The sequence below is a fragment of the Uliginosibacterium sp. H1 genome (genome assembly GCF_036017065.1).
Taxonomy (GTDB): Bacteria; Pseudomonadota; Gammaproteobacteria; order Burkholderiales; family Rhodocyclaceae; genus Uliginosibacterium.
On record NZ_JAYXHR010000001.1, the window covers coordinates 2076153 to 2095898 of the forward strand.

Genomic DNA, 19746 nt, shown 5'->3' on the forward strand with positions numbered 1-19746 from the left:
TCAGCCCGTGATCAGCGTGTGGTCCTGCAGCATCTTCTGCAGGATGTCGGCATCGTTGATCCAGCCTGCGCCGCCGTACAGTTCGTCGCGCGACACGCCGGTGAGCTCGATGGTCTGCACCACGCCGCCGCCCAGGTCGATGCTGAAGGTGGTGGTGCCGGCCACCTCCTGCAGGTCGATGATGGTGTCGAGTTGTGCGCCGGTGCTCATGCCGGCAGCGATGTCGGAGAGGTCGAGATTGTCCGCCGCCGGGTTGAAGTCGGTCACCACGTCGTTGGCCGCCGCGCCCGCGCTGCCCACGTCCGCCATGCGGAACAGGAAGCTGTCGGCGCCGAGGCCGCCGCTGAGCGTGTCGCTGCCGTCGCCACCGATCAGCAGCTCGGCGCGCGCGCTGCCGGTGAGGGTGTTGTTGCCACCCAGGCTGGACGCCATGTCGACGGTGATGGACTGCGCGGCACCACTGACGGTCTGGCCGCTCAGCGTGGAGCGCGGCTCGATCGACAGGGTGTAGCTCTCGCCTGCCACGCCGTTGGTGATGGACAGGTTGGCGACGTCGGCCTCGGCGACGATCCAGTCGGCGCCGGCGCGCGTGCCGGCGCTCAGCGTGATGGACGACGGCAGGCCGCTGATCCGCACATCGCCGGTCTCGCCGGGCGCCGGGTTGTTGGGCGTGAGGCCCAGGCCGAGCGGAACGCCCGTGGTCGCGCTGAGGATGTTGTTCCAGGCCACGTCCAGGGTCGGCGCGTCCGGCTCGGGCAGGTATTCGATGGTCAGGCTGCGGACCGCCATGTCCGCGTCGTCGGTGATGTCCACCGCCGGCTGCCCACCCACCGTGGCACGGTCGATCGATCCCACCTTGATCTGCACGTCCAGCGTGCCGAAGGCGTTGGCGCCGCCGATCAGTTCCAAGGTGGCGAGCACCGAAGTCGTGGTGATGATGGTCGCGACATAGCCGCCCGCCGTGTTGATGAAGGCGCCAGTGCGTCCGTCCGGCGTTCGGATGCCCACCAGGCCCTGCAGCGCCGTCGCGTCCGAGCTGTGGGCCACCACCACCTTCACGACGATGTTCTCGTTGTCATTGACCGTCTCCAGCGCGCGCGAGCCGACGTTGAGCGTGACGACCGAGCCTTCCTGCGCGGTCACCGACAAGGGCGTGCCGACAAACTCGGCACCGTCCGCAACCGGTCGCACCTCCACCACGAAGCTGCGTTCGTTGGTCACCACCTCCTGCGTGGACAGCTCCATCGAGGTGGCACGCAGGGTCATCGTGATGTCGCCGGAGAAATCCAGCGGTGGCCGCAGCACCAGGTCGGGCAGCTGCGCCGGGGTGAAGCTCCAGATGCTGCCGCCCTGGCCGTCCGGGCCGTTGCTGACCACCGGCTGCAGGCTGCCACCGTTGCGCCAGTACAGCGTGGCACCCTCCGGCACGCCGATCATCGACAGGGTGAGCGTCTCCGAGCCGTCGGTATCGATGTCGACCACCTGCAGGCCGGCGAGGTCGATGTCGCTGTCCTCGTCGCCGGTCTGGCGGCTGACGACGACCAGCGCGGGATCGGTGTCGGCCACGATGTCGACCGTCAGCGTGCGGGTGACCGTGCTGGTCACCGTGTCGCTCAGCGTGCCCAGCGTGATGCCGGTGGTCTGGTCGCGCACCGTCAGCTCGATGCCGATGCTGGCCGCGTTGTCGCCGCTCAGGTGCTGCGGCGGGCGGTACAGCACTTCCTTGATGCGGCTGGGGTCGTTCAGCGTGAACGTGCCATCGCCGTTGTCCACCAGCAGCCCGGCCGGGTCGACCAGGCTGCCGCCGGACAGCGACACGAAGCGTACGGAGATCACCGTCTCCAGCCCCTCGCTGGCCTGCGTGCTGTCGTCGTTCAGCAGGGCGGCGAGATCCACGTCGATGGCGGTGGGAACGTCCTCGATGATCTGCAGGTCGTTGGCGAATCCATCCACCGTATCCACCACCGGCTCGATCTCGATGGCGAGACTCTCGGTGTTGACGATGGTGTCGCCGGACGGATCGGTAGACACCTTGTGCACCAGCACGCTCATGGCGCCGGCGAAGTCTTCGTCCAGGCCGACGATGGACAGGCTGCCGATGCTGCTGGCGGCGAACACCCAGGCCACCACGGTGGTGCCGTCGCCGGCGTACTCGGTGATCACGCCGCTGCCGGCAATCGCGCCACCGTAGGGCAGGTCGGCGGCATCCACGCGGTAGCTCACCACGTCGTTGGCGTCGCCGGCGGCACCGGCGTCGAGGTGGGCGGACAGGTCGACCGGGCTGGCCTCCTGCCCGTCCGCGATCGAGTCCTGCAGCGGCGACACCGGCGTCGCCGTCCCCGACGTGCCAGGCACCTGGAAGGTGATGGTCAGGTTGCTGCTGATGATGTCGGCATCGTCGTTGCGATCCAGCACCCGCGCCGACACGGTGATGTCGACGCTGCCGGCGTGGTCGCTGACGATGGTCGCGCCCGCCAGCAACTGCACGGCGGCGTCCACTGCGCTGGCGGAGGTGAGACCGTTGGCGGGGATCAGCCAGTTGCCGTTGCCATCGTTAATGGCGCCGTTGGGATGGGTCACGAACCAGCCGTCGCTCTCGGGAATGTTGATCGCGATGTAGTCGAGGTATTCCGAACCGTCGATGTCCTCCTCGACGAAGGTGGCCGCCCCGGACAGCGAGATCGGCGAACCGTCGGTGGACACCAGCGCGCCCGGCGGCGTCTGGATGCGGGTGACGCCATCCGCCGCGGTGTCGTCCACCACGGCGCGGACATCCACGGCGAGGCTGCCGGTCACCACATGGACGTTGGTGGCGCCCGTGCCCGACGTATCGGTGATCTGGAAGCGCACGGCCACCTGGAAGTCGGCGTCCGAATCCTGCGGGGCGCGCACCGCGATGCGACCGCTGTCGAGCAGCGCATCGAAGCTGACGCCGAGGTTGCTGGCCAGTTGCTGCAGGTGGAGGCCACCGGGCGGCACCGCCGTAACCACGCCATCCACCAGCAGGCTGACCCCGGCAGGCGGCGGCAGGATCCACATATCGGTGACGGTCTCGGAGCCGTCGATATCCGCTGGGTCCGGCCTCAGCGTGAGGACGATGGCGCTGTCCTCGGCGCCGGTGCTGTCGACCACCAGCCCGTCCTGGGTGTCGTCGACCGGCAGCACCTCGATGTTCACCACCATGTCGAAGCGGTCGTTGTCGCCGTCCGGCTCGGTGTTCGTCTGCAGCAGTTCGAAGCTGATGCTCCCGCTGAAATCCGCCGGCGGCTTGACGTAGAGGTTGGCCAGTTCCGCGGCGGTCAGCGAGTAGATGGGCGTACCGTTGAAGCTGCCCAGCACCTTGAGCTGCACCGGCGTGCCGGTGCCGTCGACGAACTGCACGCCGGCCGGCGCACCGCCGATGACGAAGTCGAAGACTTCCGACGCGTCGTCGTCCTCGGTGCCGGTCACGAAGTCGAGGCGGATCAGGCTGTCCTCGTTGAAGCTGCCGCTGATCGTGCGGGTGCCGCTGTCGTACCTCCAGGCGTTGCCGGGCCCGGGGCCGACCGCGGGCTCGTCCACCACGCCGCGCAGGCTGATGCTGACCGTCTGGGTCGGCGACAGCGTTTCCGGCACCGCGGGCGCGATGCCTTCGGCCGCCGACTCGACGGCCACCGCGGCGACGTCGACGGACAGGCTCATCGTCACCGAGCTGATGTCCTCGCGCGGCTTCAGGAAGCGCTGGTCGGCCTGCACGTCGGCCTGGCTGACGCGATACACGCCGGGACTGACCAGGCCCACTTCGATGCCACCGGCATCCACCACCTGCCAGCCCGGCATCACCGTCAGCTGGAAGAGCAGGGTTTCCGATCCATCGGTGTCGGCCAGCGATCCGGTGAGGAAGCTCCGCAGGTTGATCAGCGCGTCCTCCAGTCCACTGACGCTCGCCGTGGTGAGGCTAGGCATGTCTGCCACCGGCGCGACGTTGAAGTTCACCGTCTGCGTGATGGTGGCGCTGCTGCCGGTGGAGGTTTCCGTCGCGCTGGCCTGCAGGTCGAACTGCAGGCGGCCGGCGTAGTTGGGCGTGGTCGACACCGTGAGCGCCGCCAGTTCCGCCGGGCTCAGGCTGTCGCCATTCACCAGGGTGCGGCCGCCGGTGCGCAGGATCAGCCCCGCCTCGATGTTCTGCACGCGATAGCCGAGCGCCTCGGAGCCATCGAGGTCCGCGAGCTGCGCCTGCAGGCTCAGCGCGGGGGGCGTGCCATCCTCCAGCAGGTCGTAGGCGAACACGGCCGACGAACTCCAGCTCGGCGTATCCACCACCGGCGTCACGCTGACGTCGAAGCTGTCGCTGTAGCTGCGCGGGCCACCGTTGGTGTTGATCGAGACGGTGACGTTGAAGTGCGGATCGTTGGTGGGGTCGGACGAGTTGAGCAGCGGCGTGAACACCAGGCTGCCGTTCGGCGTGACTTCGCCGGTGGCCGGGTTCACCAACACGAGGTTGGCGCCGGACAGCACCGGGTTGCCACTGCCGTCCACCGGCAGCGCCACCCCGTCGAGGGTCAGCACGCCGCCCGCCAGGGCCGCGAGGTCGAAAGTGATGGCGGTGATCTGCTCGCCGTTGTCGAGGTCGCCGGGGTTGGCGGACAGGGTCAGCGTCAGCGGCGTGTCCTCGGGCGTGACCAGCGGGCCGATGCTGATGTCGGCCTGCTCGTCGCGCACGTCCAGCGTGAAGGTGCTGACCGCGATGTCGCCGTCGCCGTCGGTGACTTCGAACTGGATCTGGTCGGTGAAGCTGCTGTTCAGCGAGGGGTTGGTGATGATGGTGGCGCGGCCATCGCTGTACACGGTGATCTGGCCGTAGGGCTGGCCGCCCTCCACCAGCGGTATGACGATCGGGTTGGTGCTGAACGGGTAGTCGACGCCGTCGTACACCAGCTTGGTCAGCTCGCCGCCATCCGCGCCGGTGCGGTCCTCGCCCAGCACGTTGGTGAGTTCCTTGTTGTTGCCTTCGGTCAGCTCGACGGTGAGGTTGCGTGCGACCGGCACGTCGTCGGTCACGTTCACCACCAGCGCGATGGTGTTGGAGACATCGCCGTCGGCGTCGCGCAGGGTAAGGTCGAAACTGATCGGCAGGTTGTTGTTGCCGTTGTTGCCCGGGGGCTGGTGATCCAGCGGCGCGCTGAGGCGGAACTCGGTCTGCCCGTTCAGCCCGACGCGCAGGCGGAACACTTCCTGCCCGCCGGCCTGCGCGATCCACCAGCCGCTGCCGTCCGCGCTGCCGGCCAGGCTGACGGCACTGCCGCCGCTGGTGAGCGCCGTCACCAGTGCCACCCCGGTCGCCACCGGCGTGTCGCTGCCGCGCGCACCGGTGGCGGTGCCGGCATCCGCGCTGGTGCCGGTACCGACGGTGTCGTGCTCGACGACCGTCAGCGATTCCGCCTGGAAGGCCGCCGGATCGCGGCCGTCATGCACGCTGATGGTGGCGGTGAGTTGGGTGACGCTGCCGTCGCTGTCGGCGAAGGACACGTCCACCGGCACGACCGCGTTGTCGGTCACCGCGCCGGTGTGGTCCAGCGGGCCCAGCACGGTGGCGGTGAGCGTGACGTTGGCGGAGGCGCCGGAACCGATGTTGATGCTGGCCGGCAGGCTCACCCGCAGCACGGTGCTGCCCGCGGCGGTCTGGGCCTGCCAGGTGGTGGCGTCCGCCTGCTGCCACACGAGGGCCTGGCCGTTCTGGGTCAGCGCGTTGCCGTTGCTGTCGCGTACGGCGTCACCCGCCGTCAGCACGAAGCTCGCCGCGACCACCGGATCCTTGCCGGCGGTGAGGGCGAAGTCCACGGTGGACGACGAGGGTTCGGCGGGGTGTGCCGCCGCGCGGGGCAACTCGGTGAGCTGCAGCACGACGTCGCTGCCGGTCGCCGCGGAGGCGTCGTCGATGGTCACCGGCAGGAAGGCCACCACCACGTCACCGTCATGGTCGCTGACGGTGTAGCGCAGGTTGAAGCTGATGGACGCCACATGCTGGCCGTCGGTGAGCTGGTCGATGGCGCGGTACAGCGTCAGCGTGTAGCCGCGCGTGGAGTCCGCACTCGTCGCCGGCTCCCCGGCGATCACCACGACGAACACCGGGTCGGCCGGGTTGCCGGTGTGTGCGGTGAGGGTCAGGCCATCGGGGCTCACCTGGTACTGCAGGGCGGTGCCCGCACTGGTCAGCGCAGGCTGGCCGCTGGCGCTGAAGCCGATGTCGGTAACGCGGTCGCTGCCAATGCCGATGTCGATGTCACCGGTCGTCTGCGTGGTGGGGCCGAGGTTGTCCTCGTCCAGGCTGGCGGCGTCGGCGCTGGCCGTCGGCAGGTTGCCGTCACCGATGAGCAGCGTGGCATTGGTCGCCGCCGGCGTGCCGTCGATGTCACTGGCCAGTGCCACCACCGGCACGGCCAGGGTGTCGGCCAGGTCGTGGTCCAGCGGCAGGAACTGGCGCAGGGTGACCTTGCCGTCGAGGTTGCCACCGCTGCCCGCCTGCGCGCTGAGCACCAGGGTGAACACCGTGTTGCCGCCCGCGCTGGCGTTCAGTGTTTTGCCATCCGGCGAGACGCTGTAGGCGAGCGCCTGCCCGGAACTGGTGAAGCCGCGCGCGGTGAGGAGATCGACCTGTGCGTCGCCGAAGCGGATGCTCGCCGGCAGCAGATCGTCCGAACCGGCGCGCACCGTGAAGGCCTGTTCGCGTGGCGTGCTCACCCCGTAGTCGCCTTCGGCCAGGGCAATCGCACCGGCCGGGAAGACGCCGGGCGAGCCGTCCAGGATGTTGACGCGCACCAGTGCGCTGTCGAAGTCGCCATCCAGGTCGCGTGCGCGGTAGTCGAACTCGACGATCTGAAGCGAGGACTGGTCCTGGTTGCGCGCGGCATCGAAGCGCCAGCGCCCGTCGGCGTAGACGGTGAGCAGGCCGACGCCGGTACTCACGACGGTCGGGGACGACGCGGACACGAGGTGCACGATGCCGCCCACGGTGATGCTGACGATGTGCAGCGGCCCTTCCTGCTGCAGGTCGTTGTCGAAGACGTTGCCGGTCACCGTCTGGGTCTCGGTGACGGCCGCCAGGTCTGCATGCGCGAAGGGCGAGCCCTCGCGGATCTGCACCGGCACCTCCACCGTGACCGTCTCCGTGGTGCCGTCGGCATCGAGCTGCGTCGCGTCGATGCGGATGCCGGTGTTGACCACCTCGCTCAGCACGCGCTGGTCCACCGGCGCATGCAGGGTGACGGTGATGGTGCCGTTGCCGTTGATCTGCGCGCTGAGCGTCAGCACGCCGCCGACGCTACCGGTGAGGCTCTGCCCGTTGCCGGCCACGCTGACGATCATCGGCGTGCCACCAGCGGTGAGCTTCTCCAGCTCCGTCTGCTGCGCGGCGAACACCAGCTCGTCGTAGCCGGTGATCGTCACCGTGCTGGAGGCGGAGTCGGTCGGCGTGCTGGCCAGTGCGTCCTCCGACAGGCGGACCTGGGTCGGCCGGTCGAGCGACGGCGGCGCGTCGGTGGCGAGGTTGCCCGCCACGTCGCTGACGCTCGCCAGCAGCGACCAGGACGCGGAAGGCGACAGGCCGGTGATCGCCACGTTGGTGGACCAGCCTCCGCCCGCCTGCACCAGCGTCGTGAAACTGGCCGTGTTGCCGTTGCTGTCGGAGAAGCGCAGGGTCACCGTCTGGCCGGCCTCCACCTCGGTGGTGCTGCCGCGCACCTGCACGCTCTGGCCGGTGCGCAGGGCATCGATGTCCAGCGCGGCGAGGTCGGTCAGGATGTCGATGGTCGCCAGCGTGTCCTTCACCGCGCTGGCGACAGTGCTGGCCGGGTTGCCGGCCACATCCACGACACTCGCGCTCGCCGACAGGTTGCCGTCGTTGAAGCCCTGCAGGTCGAGCGCCGCCGTCTGGTAGCTGCCATCGGCCCGCACGATCGCCGTCGTGTTGATGGTGTGCACGCCTTCGGTCACCGCGATGCTGACGACCTGCCCCGCCTCCACCTGGGTCACCTGCCCGCTCAGCGTCACGGTGGCGACTTCGGATGTGCCGTAAGGCGGTGCCCCGTCGAACTGGAGGTCGATCAGGGCAATCGTGTCCTTGACGATCGTGAAGGTGCGCTCGGCGACGTTGCCGGGTACGTCCGTGCTGACGGCAAAGATCTGGATGCTTCCGTCGGCCAGCGCGGAGAGGTCGATGTCGTCGATCTCGTAGCTGCCATCGGCAGCCAGTGTCGTGCTGACCGCCAGCGTGTTGCCCATGCCGTCGCGGAACACCAGCTCGATGGTACGGCCGGCGCCGATCTCGGCGGTACTGTCCCGCAGGTCGACGTCCAGTACCTCCACCGCGTTGAGCAGGGTGCCGCCGTTCAGCACCAGATCGTCGTTGATGATCGCCAGCGTATCGACGACCGTGTCGTCGCTCGCGGCAATCGAGTTGCCGTAGAAATCGGTGACCGTCGCCACCACCTTGAGCGGCCCCTGCGCCAGCGCCGACAGATCGAGGTCCTGCAGCACGAAGCGGTTGCCGATCACGCGCGTCGTGACGCTGACGCTGGTGCCGAGCGCATCGGTCAGGGTGACGGCGACCTTCTGGTCGTCGAAGAGATTCTGCGAAGTCCCGTAGATATCGACGACGGGCACTTCGAACATGTTGATGTAGCCGTCGCCGCGGTCATCGATGTCCACCGCGACATCGGCATCCGGGCTCAGCGGCGGAATGATCTTGCGTTCGTCACCGCTGTCGATGGCGGTATCGTCGGCCGTGTCCCGGCGTCCCACGGTGCGGAAGCCCGACTCGGGCAGTATCTCGGGGCCCACCCGCGTGATGCCGGCGAAGAAGGTGGCGATGCTGGTGGACGAGGTGTTCGCCAGCGGAACCTGGGACTGGCTCATACGGTCTGCATCGACGAAGACGATCTGGTCGCGCGGGATGCCGAGGGTGGACAAATCCACCTCGACCAGCGTGCCGTCGTCACGCAGCAGCCAGTACTTCCCGTCGATGACCAGAATGTATGTCATGGCAAAAGCTCGATGCGGCAGTCCCCGGACGAATGAACGAAGAATGGCACTGCAGCCCGCCGGCAACACTGGCCTATGGTGCAAGGGCACTTGCACCTTGGTGCAACAGCGCCTGCACGAAGGTGCAGGGCATGGCCGGCATCGCCCGCTATCCTGAAGATCCGGCGCCATCGCGGGCCGTCCTGCCGTGCCTTTCCACACCACCTGTCCCGCCTGACCCGACGATGAAGCTCCTGCTGCCTGCCACCTGCATCGTGTTACTGACTGCCTGCGCGGCCCCGTCCCCGCAAGCGAACACGCCCGCCCCCGGTGCCGACCGCGATGCGCAGGGCTGCATCGCCTCGGCCGGCTATGCCTGGTGTGCCCGCACCAGGCAGTGCGAACGGCCTTGGGAACTGGCGCAGGCCAGGGCCTTCCCCAACACTGCTCAGGCCTTCGCTGCGTTCTGCCAGGCGACGCCGTGACACAGGGCGGGCGCGACGCGCAGGCGATGCACGCTCGCGCCCCGCATGCCCTATGCTCCTGTGCTGGACAGGCGTCGCACGAGAACAGGCAACGCACGAATCCCGTGGCACGAACCCCGTAACCTCGCAGGAGTACCCCTTGATGCTTTCCTGGACATCCCTCGTCCCCGCCGCTGCGCTGGCACTGCTGGTGCTGGCCAGCGCAGTGGGGGCGGAGTCCACCTTCATCGTGTTGCTGTGCGCAGCAGGCCTCGGCGGCGCGGTGATTGCCGCGGTCCATCACGCCGAGGTGATCGCCCATCGCATCGGCGAACCGTTCGGCACGCTCGTGCTGGCGCTCGCGGTGACGGTGATTGAGGCCTCGCTCATCCTGTCGATGATGCTGGCCGGCGGTGCCGACACCGCGGTGCTGCCGCGCGACACCATGTACGCCGCCGTCATGATCATCTGCAACGGCGTGGTGGGCATGTGCCTGCTGGCCGGTGGCATCGCTCACCGCGAGCAGAACTTCCGCGTCGAAGGCAGCGGCTCGGGGCTGGCCGCGCTGATGGTGATGGTGACGCTGACGCTGGTGATGCCGAGCTTCACGACGAGCAGCGACAACGGCACGTACAACGAGGCACAACTGTGGTTCGTGGCGGTGTCGTCAGCGTCGCTGTGGGCGATCTTCGTGTTCATCCAGACGGTGCGGCACCGCGACTACTTCCTGCCCGTCGCCGCCTCCAACCCCGAGGAACACGCCCCACCGCCGGGTGTGAAGCAGGCCTGGGCCAGCTTCGGCCTGCTGATGGTGTCGCTGGTGGCCGTCGTCGGCCTGGCCAAGATGCTGTCGCCGACCATCGAGCACCTGGTGGAAGTGGCCGGTGCGCCGCGCACCGTGATCGGTATCGCGATCGCACTGCTGGTGCTGATGCCGGAGACCGTCGCCGCCGCGCGCGCGGCGCGCGCCGACCGCCTGCAGACCAGCCTCAACCTCGCCATCGGCTCGGCCCTGGCGAGCATCGGGCTGACCGTGCCGGTGGTGGTCATCGCGGTGGTGCTGTTCGACCTGCCGCTGGTGCTCGGCCTGGAGCCCACCGAGATCGCGTTGCTGGCGCTGACCTTCGTGGTCAGCGCCGTGACGCTGGGCAGCGGCCGCACGCAGATCATGCAGGGGGCGGTGCACCTGGTGCTGTTCGCCGCCTTCCTGTTCCTGGCGATCGTGCCCTGAGCCGGCAGAGGCTGGCGCGGCCGATCAGGCGATGGCCGTCGGATCGCCCAGCGTGCGGTTGAGTTCGACGGCGGCGCGCACCAGGCGCTCGACGACATCGCGCGCCAGCGGCGTGTCCTGGTTCAGCTCCAGCGTGGCCATCTGGTACTTGCCGCCGGGCCTGAGGCGCGGCTCGATGTCGCGCAGGCGCTGGCCGCGCCAGAAGCCGAACAGCACGCGTTGCTCCTCGGCCCGCAAGAGCAGCACCGGCCCGCCGGCGAGATACACGAGGTGGCCCCATTTGACGACCTCCTGCAGCGGCGCCGTGGCCAGTACGCAGGCGCGCAACGCACGGACGTACTCGCCCTGCCAGCCGGTCAGTTCATCGGCGTAGGCGTCCGGCGAAGCGGGTGGCGGAATCTTCTGCATGGCCTGTCTCCCTGGTCTCCCGAAAAAGCAGAAGGCGCCCCTTGGAGCGCCTTGCTGATCGTCTGCGGGTGGGTCGCCAGCTTACCGCGACCCGCCGGCAGTCTGCCCGCTGCTTACTCGCTGCTTACTCGTTGCTTACTTTTTCGTCGCCTTGGGCTTGTTGGCTTCGGCGTCGTTCATCATGCGGTCCAGCTCGGTGGGCGGCACGTAACCGCCGATGCGGCTGCCATCGGCGAGGTACATGGTGGGCGTGCCGCTGACGCGCAGCTTGCGGCCCAGTTCGCTGTTCTTGGCGATCGGGTCGCTGCATTCCGCCTTCGGCGGTGCCTTGCCGTCGACCATCCAGTCGTTCCAGGCCTTGGCGCGGTTCGGCGCACACCAGATGTTCTTGGACTTGTCGTTCGAGTCCGGCGACAGGATCGGCACCATGAAGGTGTAGATCGTGGCGTCATTGACTTCGGTGAGGTCCTTCGCGAGCTTCTTGCAGTAGCCGCAGTTCGGGTCCTCGAAGGTGGCCAGCACCCGCTTGCCGTTGCCGCGCACCTGCTTGATGGCCTGCGTCAGCGGCAGGTCGGCGAAGTTGATGCGGTTGATCTCGTTGATGCGCGCCTGCGTCACGTTGCTGCGGGTCTTGATGTCGTACAGCGTGCCGACAATGAAGAATGAACCGGCAGGGTCGGTGTACAGCACTTCACCGGAGGCCAGCACCACCTCGTAGACACCGTACGTGGTCTTGTTGACCTGGGTGATCTCCACGCCCTGCGGCAGCATGCCGCTGACCGCCTGACGCACCGTGGCTTCGGGCGAACCCTCCTTCACCACGTCCTTGGCGGCCGCCTTCTTGGGGTCGGCCTTCACGTCGGCTGCAAAAGCCGCGCCCTGCAGCATCGTCACACCCAGGCAGGCCACCAGGGCGTGCCGCATCATCGCGTTCAAGTTCTGTCTCCGTTCATCTGCAAAGCGCCTGCCTGCGGCAGGCATGTTTCTACTTCTATCAGCCTTGTGTTTCACATCAAACCGGCGGCGTAACGCACCATCGCGGCACGCAACACCGGCAGTCTGCCTGCCACGCTCATGCCGAGGTTGCGCAGCACGCCCAGCGGCGCCATGTCCTGCTCGAACAGCTTCTGCATCCCGTCCGTCACGGTCTGCACGAGCATGACTTCCTCGGCCCGTTTGCGCACGTAGCGGCGCAGCACCGCCACGTCGCCCACGTCACGGACGGCAGGCAGGCCCAGCAATTCGTCCGCCAGCACGCGGGCATCCTGGAAACCCAGGTTGATGCCATGACCGGACAGGGGATGGATGGCATGCGCGGCATCGCCGATCAGTGCCAGCCGCGGTGCCACCGGCTCCCTGACGCGCATCCAGCGCAAGGGAAACGCCGCAGGGGGTGTCAGCAGGCTGAGCGGGCCCAGCGTGTCATTGCCGGCTGCCGCCACCGCCCTGCTCAAGGCCTCGGGGGACATCGCCAGCAAGTCCTGTGCATGCGACTCAGGCGTCGACCAGACAATCGAGATGCGGTTCCCGGGCAGGGGCAGCCAGGCGAGCACCCCGTCACGGCGGAACCACTGCCAGGCCGTTCCGAAATGCGGCCTGGCGGTTTCGAAGTTGGCCACGACACCTTGCTGGGCATAGGGGCGGGTCTCGGCAGCGATGCCGGCCTGTTCACGCACCCAGGAATTGACGCCGTCGGCACCGACGAGCAGGCGCGTCACGACTTCGCGACCATCGGCGAGCTGCAGCCGCACTGCGTCCGCTTCCTGGACGAGCGACTGCAACTGGGCGGGGCATACGACGCTGACGTTGGGCTGGCGACGCGCGGTTTCCCACAGCTCGCTGGCCAGCCGGCCGCTCTCGGCCATCCAGGCCAGTGCCTCCATGCCGCAGTCGTAGGCCGAGAAGTCGATGTGCCCCCCCGCGTCGCCGTGCACGTCCATGCGCTCGATGGCTTGCAGGCGCGTCGCGTCCAGCAGGTCCCACACGCCGCAACGGCGCAGGAAATCGACATTGGCCGGGGCAATGGCGTAGACCCGCGCGTCCCAGCCAGCCGCCGCGACCGGTGCCGCGCGTTCCAGCAAGGCCACCTTGTAGCGACTCCCGCGCAGGGCGCAGGCCAGGCTGGCGCCGGCCAGCCCGGCACCGACGATGGCGATGTCGACCTGCATGGAGGCCCTGTTATTTGCGGCGTTCATCGTGGCGCTCATGGTGGCGTTCACCTGCCTCTGTTGCATGGGTTGGATCGGTTCGACCGGAATTGTGCCTCAGCCCACGCTTCAGCCCGCCGTGGCAGGCCATGAATGCGACGTCAGCGGTTTTTACAGATTCGTTATTTTTGTGCGAACAGGACAGGAAAAGCTTTATTCGGATCATGCACTTATTACTTTCGGCCTGTTTCCTGCTCTGGGGACTCTCAAAAGATTCCTGTCGCATCAGATACATAGCGACAAAACAAGATTCAGATTGTGTCCCGGAGGACAACATGCAGTTCAACAAGCGCGGCCTGGTTGCCGCGATGCTTGCCCTGGCGGCAGGCAGTGCCCACGCCGTGGTGGTCGATCTCGGCGTGGCCGGTCAGTTCAATGCCTTCATCTACAACGATCTGACGGTCCAGAACTGGACGCACGCGGAAGGCGCGGTGGCCGTCGGCGGCAACGCCAACATCGGTGCGGGCTGGGGTGGTGCCACCCATGACTCGGCAACCGTCAACGGCCAGCAATGGGGCCTGGTGGTGGGCGGCAACCTGAGCGTGGCCGGTAGCGGCCAGATTTCCCAGGGCAAGACCTACGTCGGTGGCAGCCTCAACCCGAACCCGCTGCCGAACAACTTCAACACCGCGGGCGGCCTGCAGCATGGCGGCGCGGCGCCTATCGACTTCGCCGCGGTGCAAAGCCAGCTGACCACGCTGTCCGGCACGCTGCAGGCGGAAGCGGCGACCGGCTCCGTGCAGACGGCAGGTAGCCGCACGCGCCTGATGGGCACCGGCGGCGCCTTCGAAGTGTTCAACCTGGATGGCGACCTGCTGACCAATGCCGCCGAGTTCGAGCTCTACAACATTGCCGCCGGCGCGACGCTGGTGCTGAACATCGGGGCGGGCGCCGACAAGGCGCTGTCCTATGTCGGCTGGGACTGGTCGAACTTCTTCGTCGGCAACACCGGCGTCAAGAAGGACTGGAACACCGTCAGCACCCTGGTCAATTTCTACGACGCCGAGAACCTGTTCTTCCAGAGCAACGGCCTGCACTTCAACATCTTGGCGCCGAACGCCCAGGTCGGCGGCCAGTGGGGTCATATCGAGGGCACCGTCGTCGCCGAGAGCTGGAACGCCGCCACCGAGCTGCGCGTCGGCACGCCGCCGTTCTATTCGTCCTCGTCCTCCAGCGGCGGCAGCGTTCCGGCTCCCGCCCCCCTGCTCCTGGTCGGCGCCGCACTGTGCGCGCTGGGCCTGGCACGCCGTCGCTGAGCCCACGCCCGTAGCAGTCGGGCCAGCCAGACCCCGGATGGGCACCACCCACCGGGGTTTTTGTTTTCCGCGGACACATCCGGCCCGGTAAAATCCCGCGCTTCGTTTCAGTTCTTGCCGGAGCACCGCCTCATGAGTCAGCCCATGTACCAGTCCGAGATCCGCAGCCTGCCCTTGTTGGGGCGCGGCAAAGTGCGCGACATCTACGCGGTGGATGAGGACAAGCTGCTGATCGTGACCAGCGACCGGCTGTCCGCCTTCGACGTCGTCCTCGACGACCCCATCCCGCGCAAGGGTGAGGTGCTCAGCGCGACGGCGATGTTCTGGTTCGACCGCCTCTCGCACATCCTGCCCAACCAGCTGACCGGCATCGCGCCGGAGGACGTGGTGGCACCGGAGGAGCGCAGCCAGGTGGCCGGCCGCGCACTGGTGGTGAAGCGCCTGAAGCCGCTGCCGATCGAGGCGGTGGTGCGTGGCTATGTCATCGGCGGTGGCTGGAAGGACTACCAGGCCACCGGCGCGATCTGCGGCATCGCCCTGCCGCCGGGCCTGCAGCAGGCGGCCAAGCTGGAGAAGCCGATCTTCACGCCATCGACCAAGGCCGAACAGGGCACCCACGACGAGAACATCGACTTCGCGAAATGCGAAGCGCTGATCGGCCCGGCACTGGCGGCGCAGGTACGCGACACGGCGATCCGGCTGTACACCGAGGCGCGCGACTATGCCGCCACCCGCGGCATCATCATCGCCGACACCAAGTTCGAGTTCGGACTCGACGAACAGGGCACCCTGCACCTGATCGACGAGGCGCTGACCCCGGATTCCTCGCGCTTCTGGCCGGCCGACAGCTATCGTGAAGGCATTTCGCCCCCCTCCTTCGACAAGCAGTTCGTGCGCGACTACCTGGAGACCCTGGACTGGGACAAGACCGCGCCGGCGCCGCGCCTGCCGGCCGAGGTCCTGGACAAGACCAGCGCGAAGTACGTCGAGGCGTATGAACGGCTGACCGGCAGGAAGCTCTGAAAAACCGGCGGCCCATCGAGCCACGCAATCGACGAAGTCCCTAAACGAAAAAGCCCGGCAGATCGCCGGGCTTTTTGTTGTGCGCTCCGCTCCTCAGGCCGACAACATCGCCAGCGCGTTGGTGCGCTGCGCGCGCGCCTCGTCGAGCAGCTGTTTCACGATGTCCGGATCAGCGCCCTCGAATGCGCTCTGGCGCAGCGTCATCTGCAGCTCCAGCGATACGGTGGTGAAGGGATTGGGAATGCCGGCCGCGCTGTTCGCCAGGAAGATCACATCGGACAACGTCGACGGCGGCCATCCACCGCCGAACACGTCCTGCGTGCCCAGCGCATCCACGATCTTGTCCGGCGAGCCGAGTGCCTTCAGCACCCCCTGGCCCACCTGCTTGTGCCAGAACAGGATGAATTCCGACAGCTCGCTGTCCTCCTGCAACAACTCGGGGAATTCATGCACGCGCGACAGCAGGTAGAACTGGCCGATGTCGTGCACCATGCCGGCCAGCAACGCGGTATCCGGCGGCACGTTGTCCACCTGCAGCGCGATGGCATAGGACAGCGAGGCCACGTCCAGGGTATGGCGCCACAACTGCTCCGCCAGGCGCCACACCGGCGCGAACTCCTGCGCGCTTGCCAGCTGGTCGCCAATCACCGCGAAGGCCAGCACACGGGCGTTGTTCACCCCCACCCGCATCAGCGCGCGCCGCACGTCCACCACCTCCACCCCGGACGGGTTGAAGAACGTGGAATTGGCCATACGTAGCAACTTGACCGAGAGCAAAGGTTCCAGCCCGATCACCTTGGCGACCGACTCGACGCTGGCATCATCCGCGTCGAGCGCGCGGCGGACTTTTACCGCCGCCTGCATGCTGGTGGGAAATACGAACTCGCCCGTGGAAAGCTCGCGCTGGATGGTTTCCGAGAACGCGGCGCCACGGTCGCTGGTCGAACTCATGCTGTCTCCCTATGCTGGTGATTGCTCGTGCCGATAGGGCTTTTTCGGCACAATCGGTGCCTGACTTCAGTGTTGTTGGAAAACTTCCCCATGGCAAACCCGCTCGTCAATCTTCCCGTCCTGCCTCCCTTCGACCAGTTGCAGCCTGGGGACGTCGCACCGGGCATCGGCCAGTTGCTGGCGGAAGCCCGCGCCACGCTGGCGAAGCTGGAATCCGATGCCATCCCCGCCACCTGGGACGATTTCGTGCAACCGCTGATCGACAGCGGAGAGCGGCTGGGGCGCGCCTGGGGCGTCGTCGGCCACCTGCACGGCGTGATGGACACGCCCCCCTGGCGCGAGGCCTACAACGCCATGCTGCCCGAAGTCACCCGCTACTGGGCCGAGCTCGGACAGAACCTGAAACTGTTCACCAAGTATCGCGCCCTGCGCGACAGCGCCGGCTACGCGAGCCTGGACCTCGTGCGCCAGCGCATCGTCGACAACGCGGTGCGTGACTTCCGCCTCTCCGGTGCCGAGCTGCCGGACGACCAGAAGCCACGCTTCCAGGCGATCCAGGAAGAACTCGCAGCACTGTCCGCCAGGTTTTCCGAGAACGTGCTGGACGCCACCAACGCGTGGACCGAGCACGTCACCGACGAAGCACTGCTCGCCGGCCTGCCGCCGGATGCGATCGATGCAGCACGCGCCGCCGCGGAGCGCGCCGGCAAACCGGGCTGGCTGTTCACGCTGCACTTCCCGAGCTATTTCCCCGTGCTGCAGTACGCCGACAACCGCGACCTGCGCGCGCGCCTGTACCGCGCCAACGTGACCCGTGCCTCCGAGTTCTCCGCGGAACAAGGCCATCCCGAGTGGGACAACACCCCGCTGATCGACCGGATCCTGGCGCTGCGTGCCGAGGAAGCCAACCTGCTCGGCTATGCCAACTACGCAGAGGTCTCACTGGTGCCGAAGATGGCCGAGTCGCCCGCGCAGGTACTCGAATTCCTGCGTGACCTGGCTCGCCGGGCCAAGCCTTTCGCCGAGCGCGACGTGCAGGAACTGAAGGCCTTCGCAGCCACGGAGCTGGGCCTGTCCCAGCTCGAATCCTGGGACTACGCCTACGCCTCCGAGAAACTGCGCCAGGCGCGCTACGCCTTCTCCGAACACGAAGTGCGCCAGTACTTTCCGGAGCACAAGGCGCTCGGTGGCCTGTTCGGTGTCGTCGAACGCCTGTATGGCGTTCGCATCCAGCCTGACAGCGCGCCGACCTGGCACCCGGACGTGCGCTTCTTCCGCATCGAGCGTGACGGCGCTCTGGTAGGCCAGTTCTATCTCGACCTGTACGCCCGTGACACGAAGCGCGGGGGCGCCTGGATGGACGAAGCCGCCTGCCGGCGACGCATTGCCCAAGGCACGCAGACCCCGGTCGCGTACCTCGTCTGCAACTTCTCCGCACCGGTCGGCGGCAAGCCCGCCACCTTCACCCACGATGAAGTGCAAACGCTGTTCCACGAAGCCGGCCACGGCCTGCATCACCTGCTGACCCGCGTCGACGAGTTGCCGGTCGCAGGGATCCGCGGCGTGGAATGGGATGCGGTCGAACTGCCCAGTCAGTTCATGGAGAATTTCTGTTGGGAATGGGATGTCCTGCAGGACATGACGGCGCACGCCGAAACGGGCGCACCCCTGCCACGCGAGCTGTTCGACAAGATGCTCGCAGCGAAGAACTTCCAGAGCGGCATGCAGACCGTCCGGCAGATCGAGTTTTCCATCTTCGACCTGCGCGCGCACCATGACTTCCAGCCGGGCGGCGACAAGACGATGCAGGCCCTGCTCAGCGAAGTGCGGGCCGAAGTGGCCGTCGTGGTTCCGCCGGACTGGAACCGCTTCCCGCAAAGCTTCAGCCACATCTTCGCGGGCGGCTACGCCGCCGGCTACTACAGCTACAAGTGGGCCGAAGTGCTCTCAGCCGACGCCTATGCCGCCTTCGAGGAAGCAGCGGGCGAACGCGGCAGCACGCTGGATCGCCAGACGGGTGAGCGCTTCTTGCGCGAGGTGTTGTCGGTTGGCGGTTCGCGTCCGGCACTGACCTCGTTCAAGGCCTTCCGCGGCCGCGAGCCACAGGTGGATGCGCTGCTGCGACATAGCGGCATGGTGCCCGCGTAACAGCCAAAGGAAACTGCATGAAACGCTGGATGATCTGCCTTCTCACCGTCACCGTGCCGCTCACGGCCGGGGCACAGGTATATCGCTGGGTCGACAAGGACGGCAAGGTCACTTACTCGGATACGCCTCCGCCCACCGGCGCCGTGCAGACACCCAAGCTCAGCGGCAACCAGGTTGAAGTCGACAAGATGAGCTTCGAGACGAAGCGCGCTGTCGCCAATGCGCCAGTCACGCTGTTCAGCGCCGAGAACTGCAAGGAGCTCTGCGAACGCGCTCGCAAGCTGCTCACCGATCGCAAGGTGCCGTTCTCCGAAACGGCGGTCAAAACACCGGACGAAGCTGCAGCAGCCGCCAAGCGCCTGGGTGGCGACGTCCAGGTCCCCTCGATGATGGTCGGTAGCAAGCCCTTGATCGGTTTCGAATCCGGCCAATGGACCGCCGCGCTGGATGCGGCTGGCTACCCCCCCTCGGGCCGCTGACATGGCTGATCTGGATCTTGCAAAGCTCCGCATGGAGTACGCGCGCAACACGCTGGATGAGGCCGACGTCGCCGCCGAGCCGGTCCAGCAATTCGACCGCTGGTTCAAGGAAGCCGTGGCAGCACAGTTGCGCGAACCCTACGCGATGACGCTGGCGACCGCCGATACGGATGGACAGCCCAGCCTGCGCATCATGCTGATGCGCGACTATTCCGAACGAGGCGTCAGTTTCTTCACCAACTATCTCAGTCGCAAAGGTCGGGAGCTGACCGAAAACCCACAAGCGAGCCTGCTGTTTTTCTGGGCCGAGCTCGAACGGCAGGTGCGAATCAGTGGAAAGGTCAGCAAGCTGGGCGCCGAAGAGTCGTCCGCGTATTTCGCTCAACGCCCCGCTGCCAGCCGTATTGGCGCCTGGGTGTCAGAACAGAGTCAGGTCATCGCCAACCGCGAGGTCCTGGTGGAACGGGAAGCACGCTTCAAACACGAGTTTGGCGACGCGGCGCCACGCCCTGATCATTGGGGTGGTTTCTGCGTGTCGCTGGAGGAGGTTGAGTTCTGGCAGGGTCGCGCGAGTCGGTTGCA

12 protein-coding genes are annotated in these 19746 nt (G+C 67.2%); 7 read left to right on the forward strand and 5 right to left on the reverse strand.

What is annotated here, in order from left to right; translation table 11 throughout:
• Window positions 1-9018: a T1SS-143 repeat domain-containing protein gene (locus VVD47_RS09380; protein WP_327603145.1), complete on the reverse strand. Its 9018-nt coding sequence runs from the start codon at window positions 9016-9018 to the stop codon at window positions 1-3.
• Between the two features lie 131 nt (window positions 9019-9149).
• Between VVD47_RS09380 and VVD47_RS09385 the strand changes: the two genes are divergently transcribed.
• Entirely contained in the window at window positions 9150-9482 is a 333-nt protein-coding gene (locus VVD47_RS09385; RefSeq protein ID WP_327603146.1) for a hypothetical protein, read from the forward strand.
• 142 nt (window positions 9483-9624) lie between these two features.
• Window positions 9625-10692 (forward strand): calcium:proton antiporter, encoded by a 1068-nt coding sequence (locus VVD47_RS09390; RefSeq protein ID WP_327603147.1) that lies wholly within the window; start codon window positions 9625-9627, stop codon window positions 10690-10692.
• Between the two features lie 24 nt (window positions 10693-10716).
• On the opposite strand, the gene VVD47_RS09395 is transcribed toward VVD47_RS09390, so the two are convergent.
• The 3 genes from VVD47_RS09395 to VVD47_RS09405 form a co-directional block, all read right to left on the reverse strand.
• Window positions 10717-11100 carry a DUF1801 domain-containing protein gene (locus tag VVD47_RS09395; protein WP_327603148.1) on the reverse strand — a complete coding sequence of 128 codons (384 nt, stop codon included), beginning with the start codon at window positions 11098-11100 and terminating at the stop codon, window positions 10717-10719.
• Between the two features lie 135 nt (window positions 11101-11235).
• Window positions 11236-12027 carry a DsbC family protein gene (locus tag VVD47_RS09400; RefSeq protein WP_327603204.1) on the reverse strand — a complete coding sequence of 264 codons (792 nt, stop codon included), beginning with the start codon at window positions 12025-12027 and terminating at the stop codon, window positions 11236-11238.
• 80 nt (window positions 12028-12107) lie between these two features.
• On the reverse strand, window positions 12108-13268 hold the full coding sequence (locus tag VVD47_RS09405; RefSeq protein ID WP_327603205.1) for a UbiH/UbiF family hydroxylase: 1161 nt from the start codon (window positions 13266-13268) through the stop codon (window positions 12108-12110).
• A gap of 314 nt (window positions 13269-13582) precedes the next feature.
• Between VVD47_RS09405 and VVD47_RS09410 the strand changes: the two genes are divergently transcribed.
• Entirely contained in the window at window positions 13583-14563 is a 981-nt protein-coding gene (locus VVD47_RS09410) for a choice-of-anchor A family protein (protein ID WP_327603149.1), read from the forward strand.
• 132 nt (window positions 14564-14695) lie between these two features.
• On the forward strand, window positions 14696-15586 hold the full coding sequence (locus VVD47_RS09415; RefSeq protein ID WP_327603150.1) for a phosphoribosylaminoimidazolesuccinocarboxamide synthase: 891 nt from the start codon (window positions 14696-14698) through the stop codon (window positions 15584-15586).
• Window positions 15587-15679: 93 nt separating this feature from the next.
• Here VVD47_RS09415 and VVD47_RS09420 read toward each other — a convergent pair whose 3' ends face one another.
• Window positions 15680-16537 (reverse strand): HDOD domain-containing protein, encoded by an 858-nt coding sequence (locus VVD47_RS09420; protein WP_327603151.1) that lies wholly within the window; start codon window positions 16535-16537, stop codon window positions 15680-15682.
• Between the two features lie 90 nt (window positions 16538-16627).
• Here VVD47_RS09420 and VVD47_RS09425 point away from each other — a divergent pair, with 90 nt between their 5' ends.
• The 3 genes from VVD47_RS09425 to pdxH all read left to right on the forward strand — a co-directional run.
• Complete coding sequence (locus tag VVD47_RS09425; RefSeq protein WP_327603152.1) at window positions 16628-18685, forward strand: M3 family metallopeptidase; 2058 nt, start codon at window positions 16628-16630, stop codon at window positions 18683-18685.
• 17 nt (window positions 18686-18702) lie between these two features.
• Complete coding sequence (locus VVD47_RS09430) at window positions 18703-19164, forward strand: glutaredoxin family protein (RefSeq protein WP_327603153.1); 462 nt, start codon at window positions 18703-18705, stop codon at window positions 19162-19164.
• 1 nt (window position 19165) lies between these two features.
• The coding region (pdxH, locus tag VVD47_RS09435) for a pyridoxamine 5'-phosphate oxidase (protein ID WP_327603154.1) at window positions 19166-19746 on the forward strand (581 nt) is incomplete at its 3' end.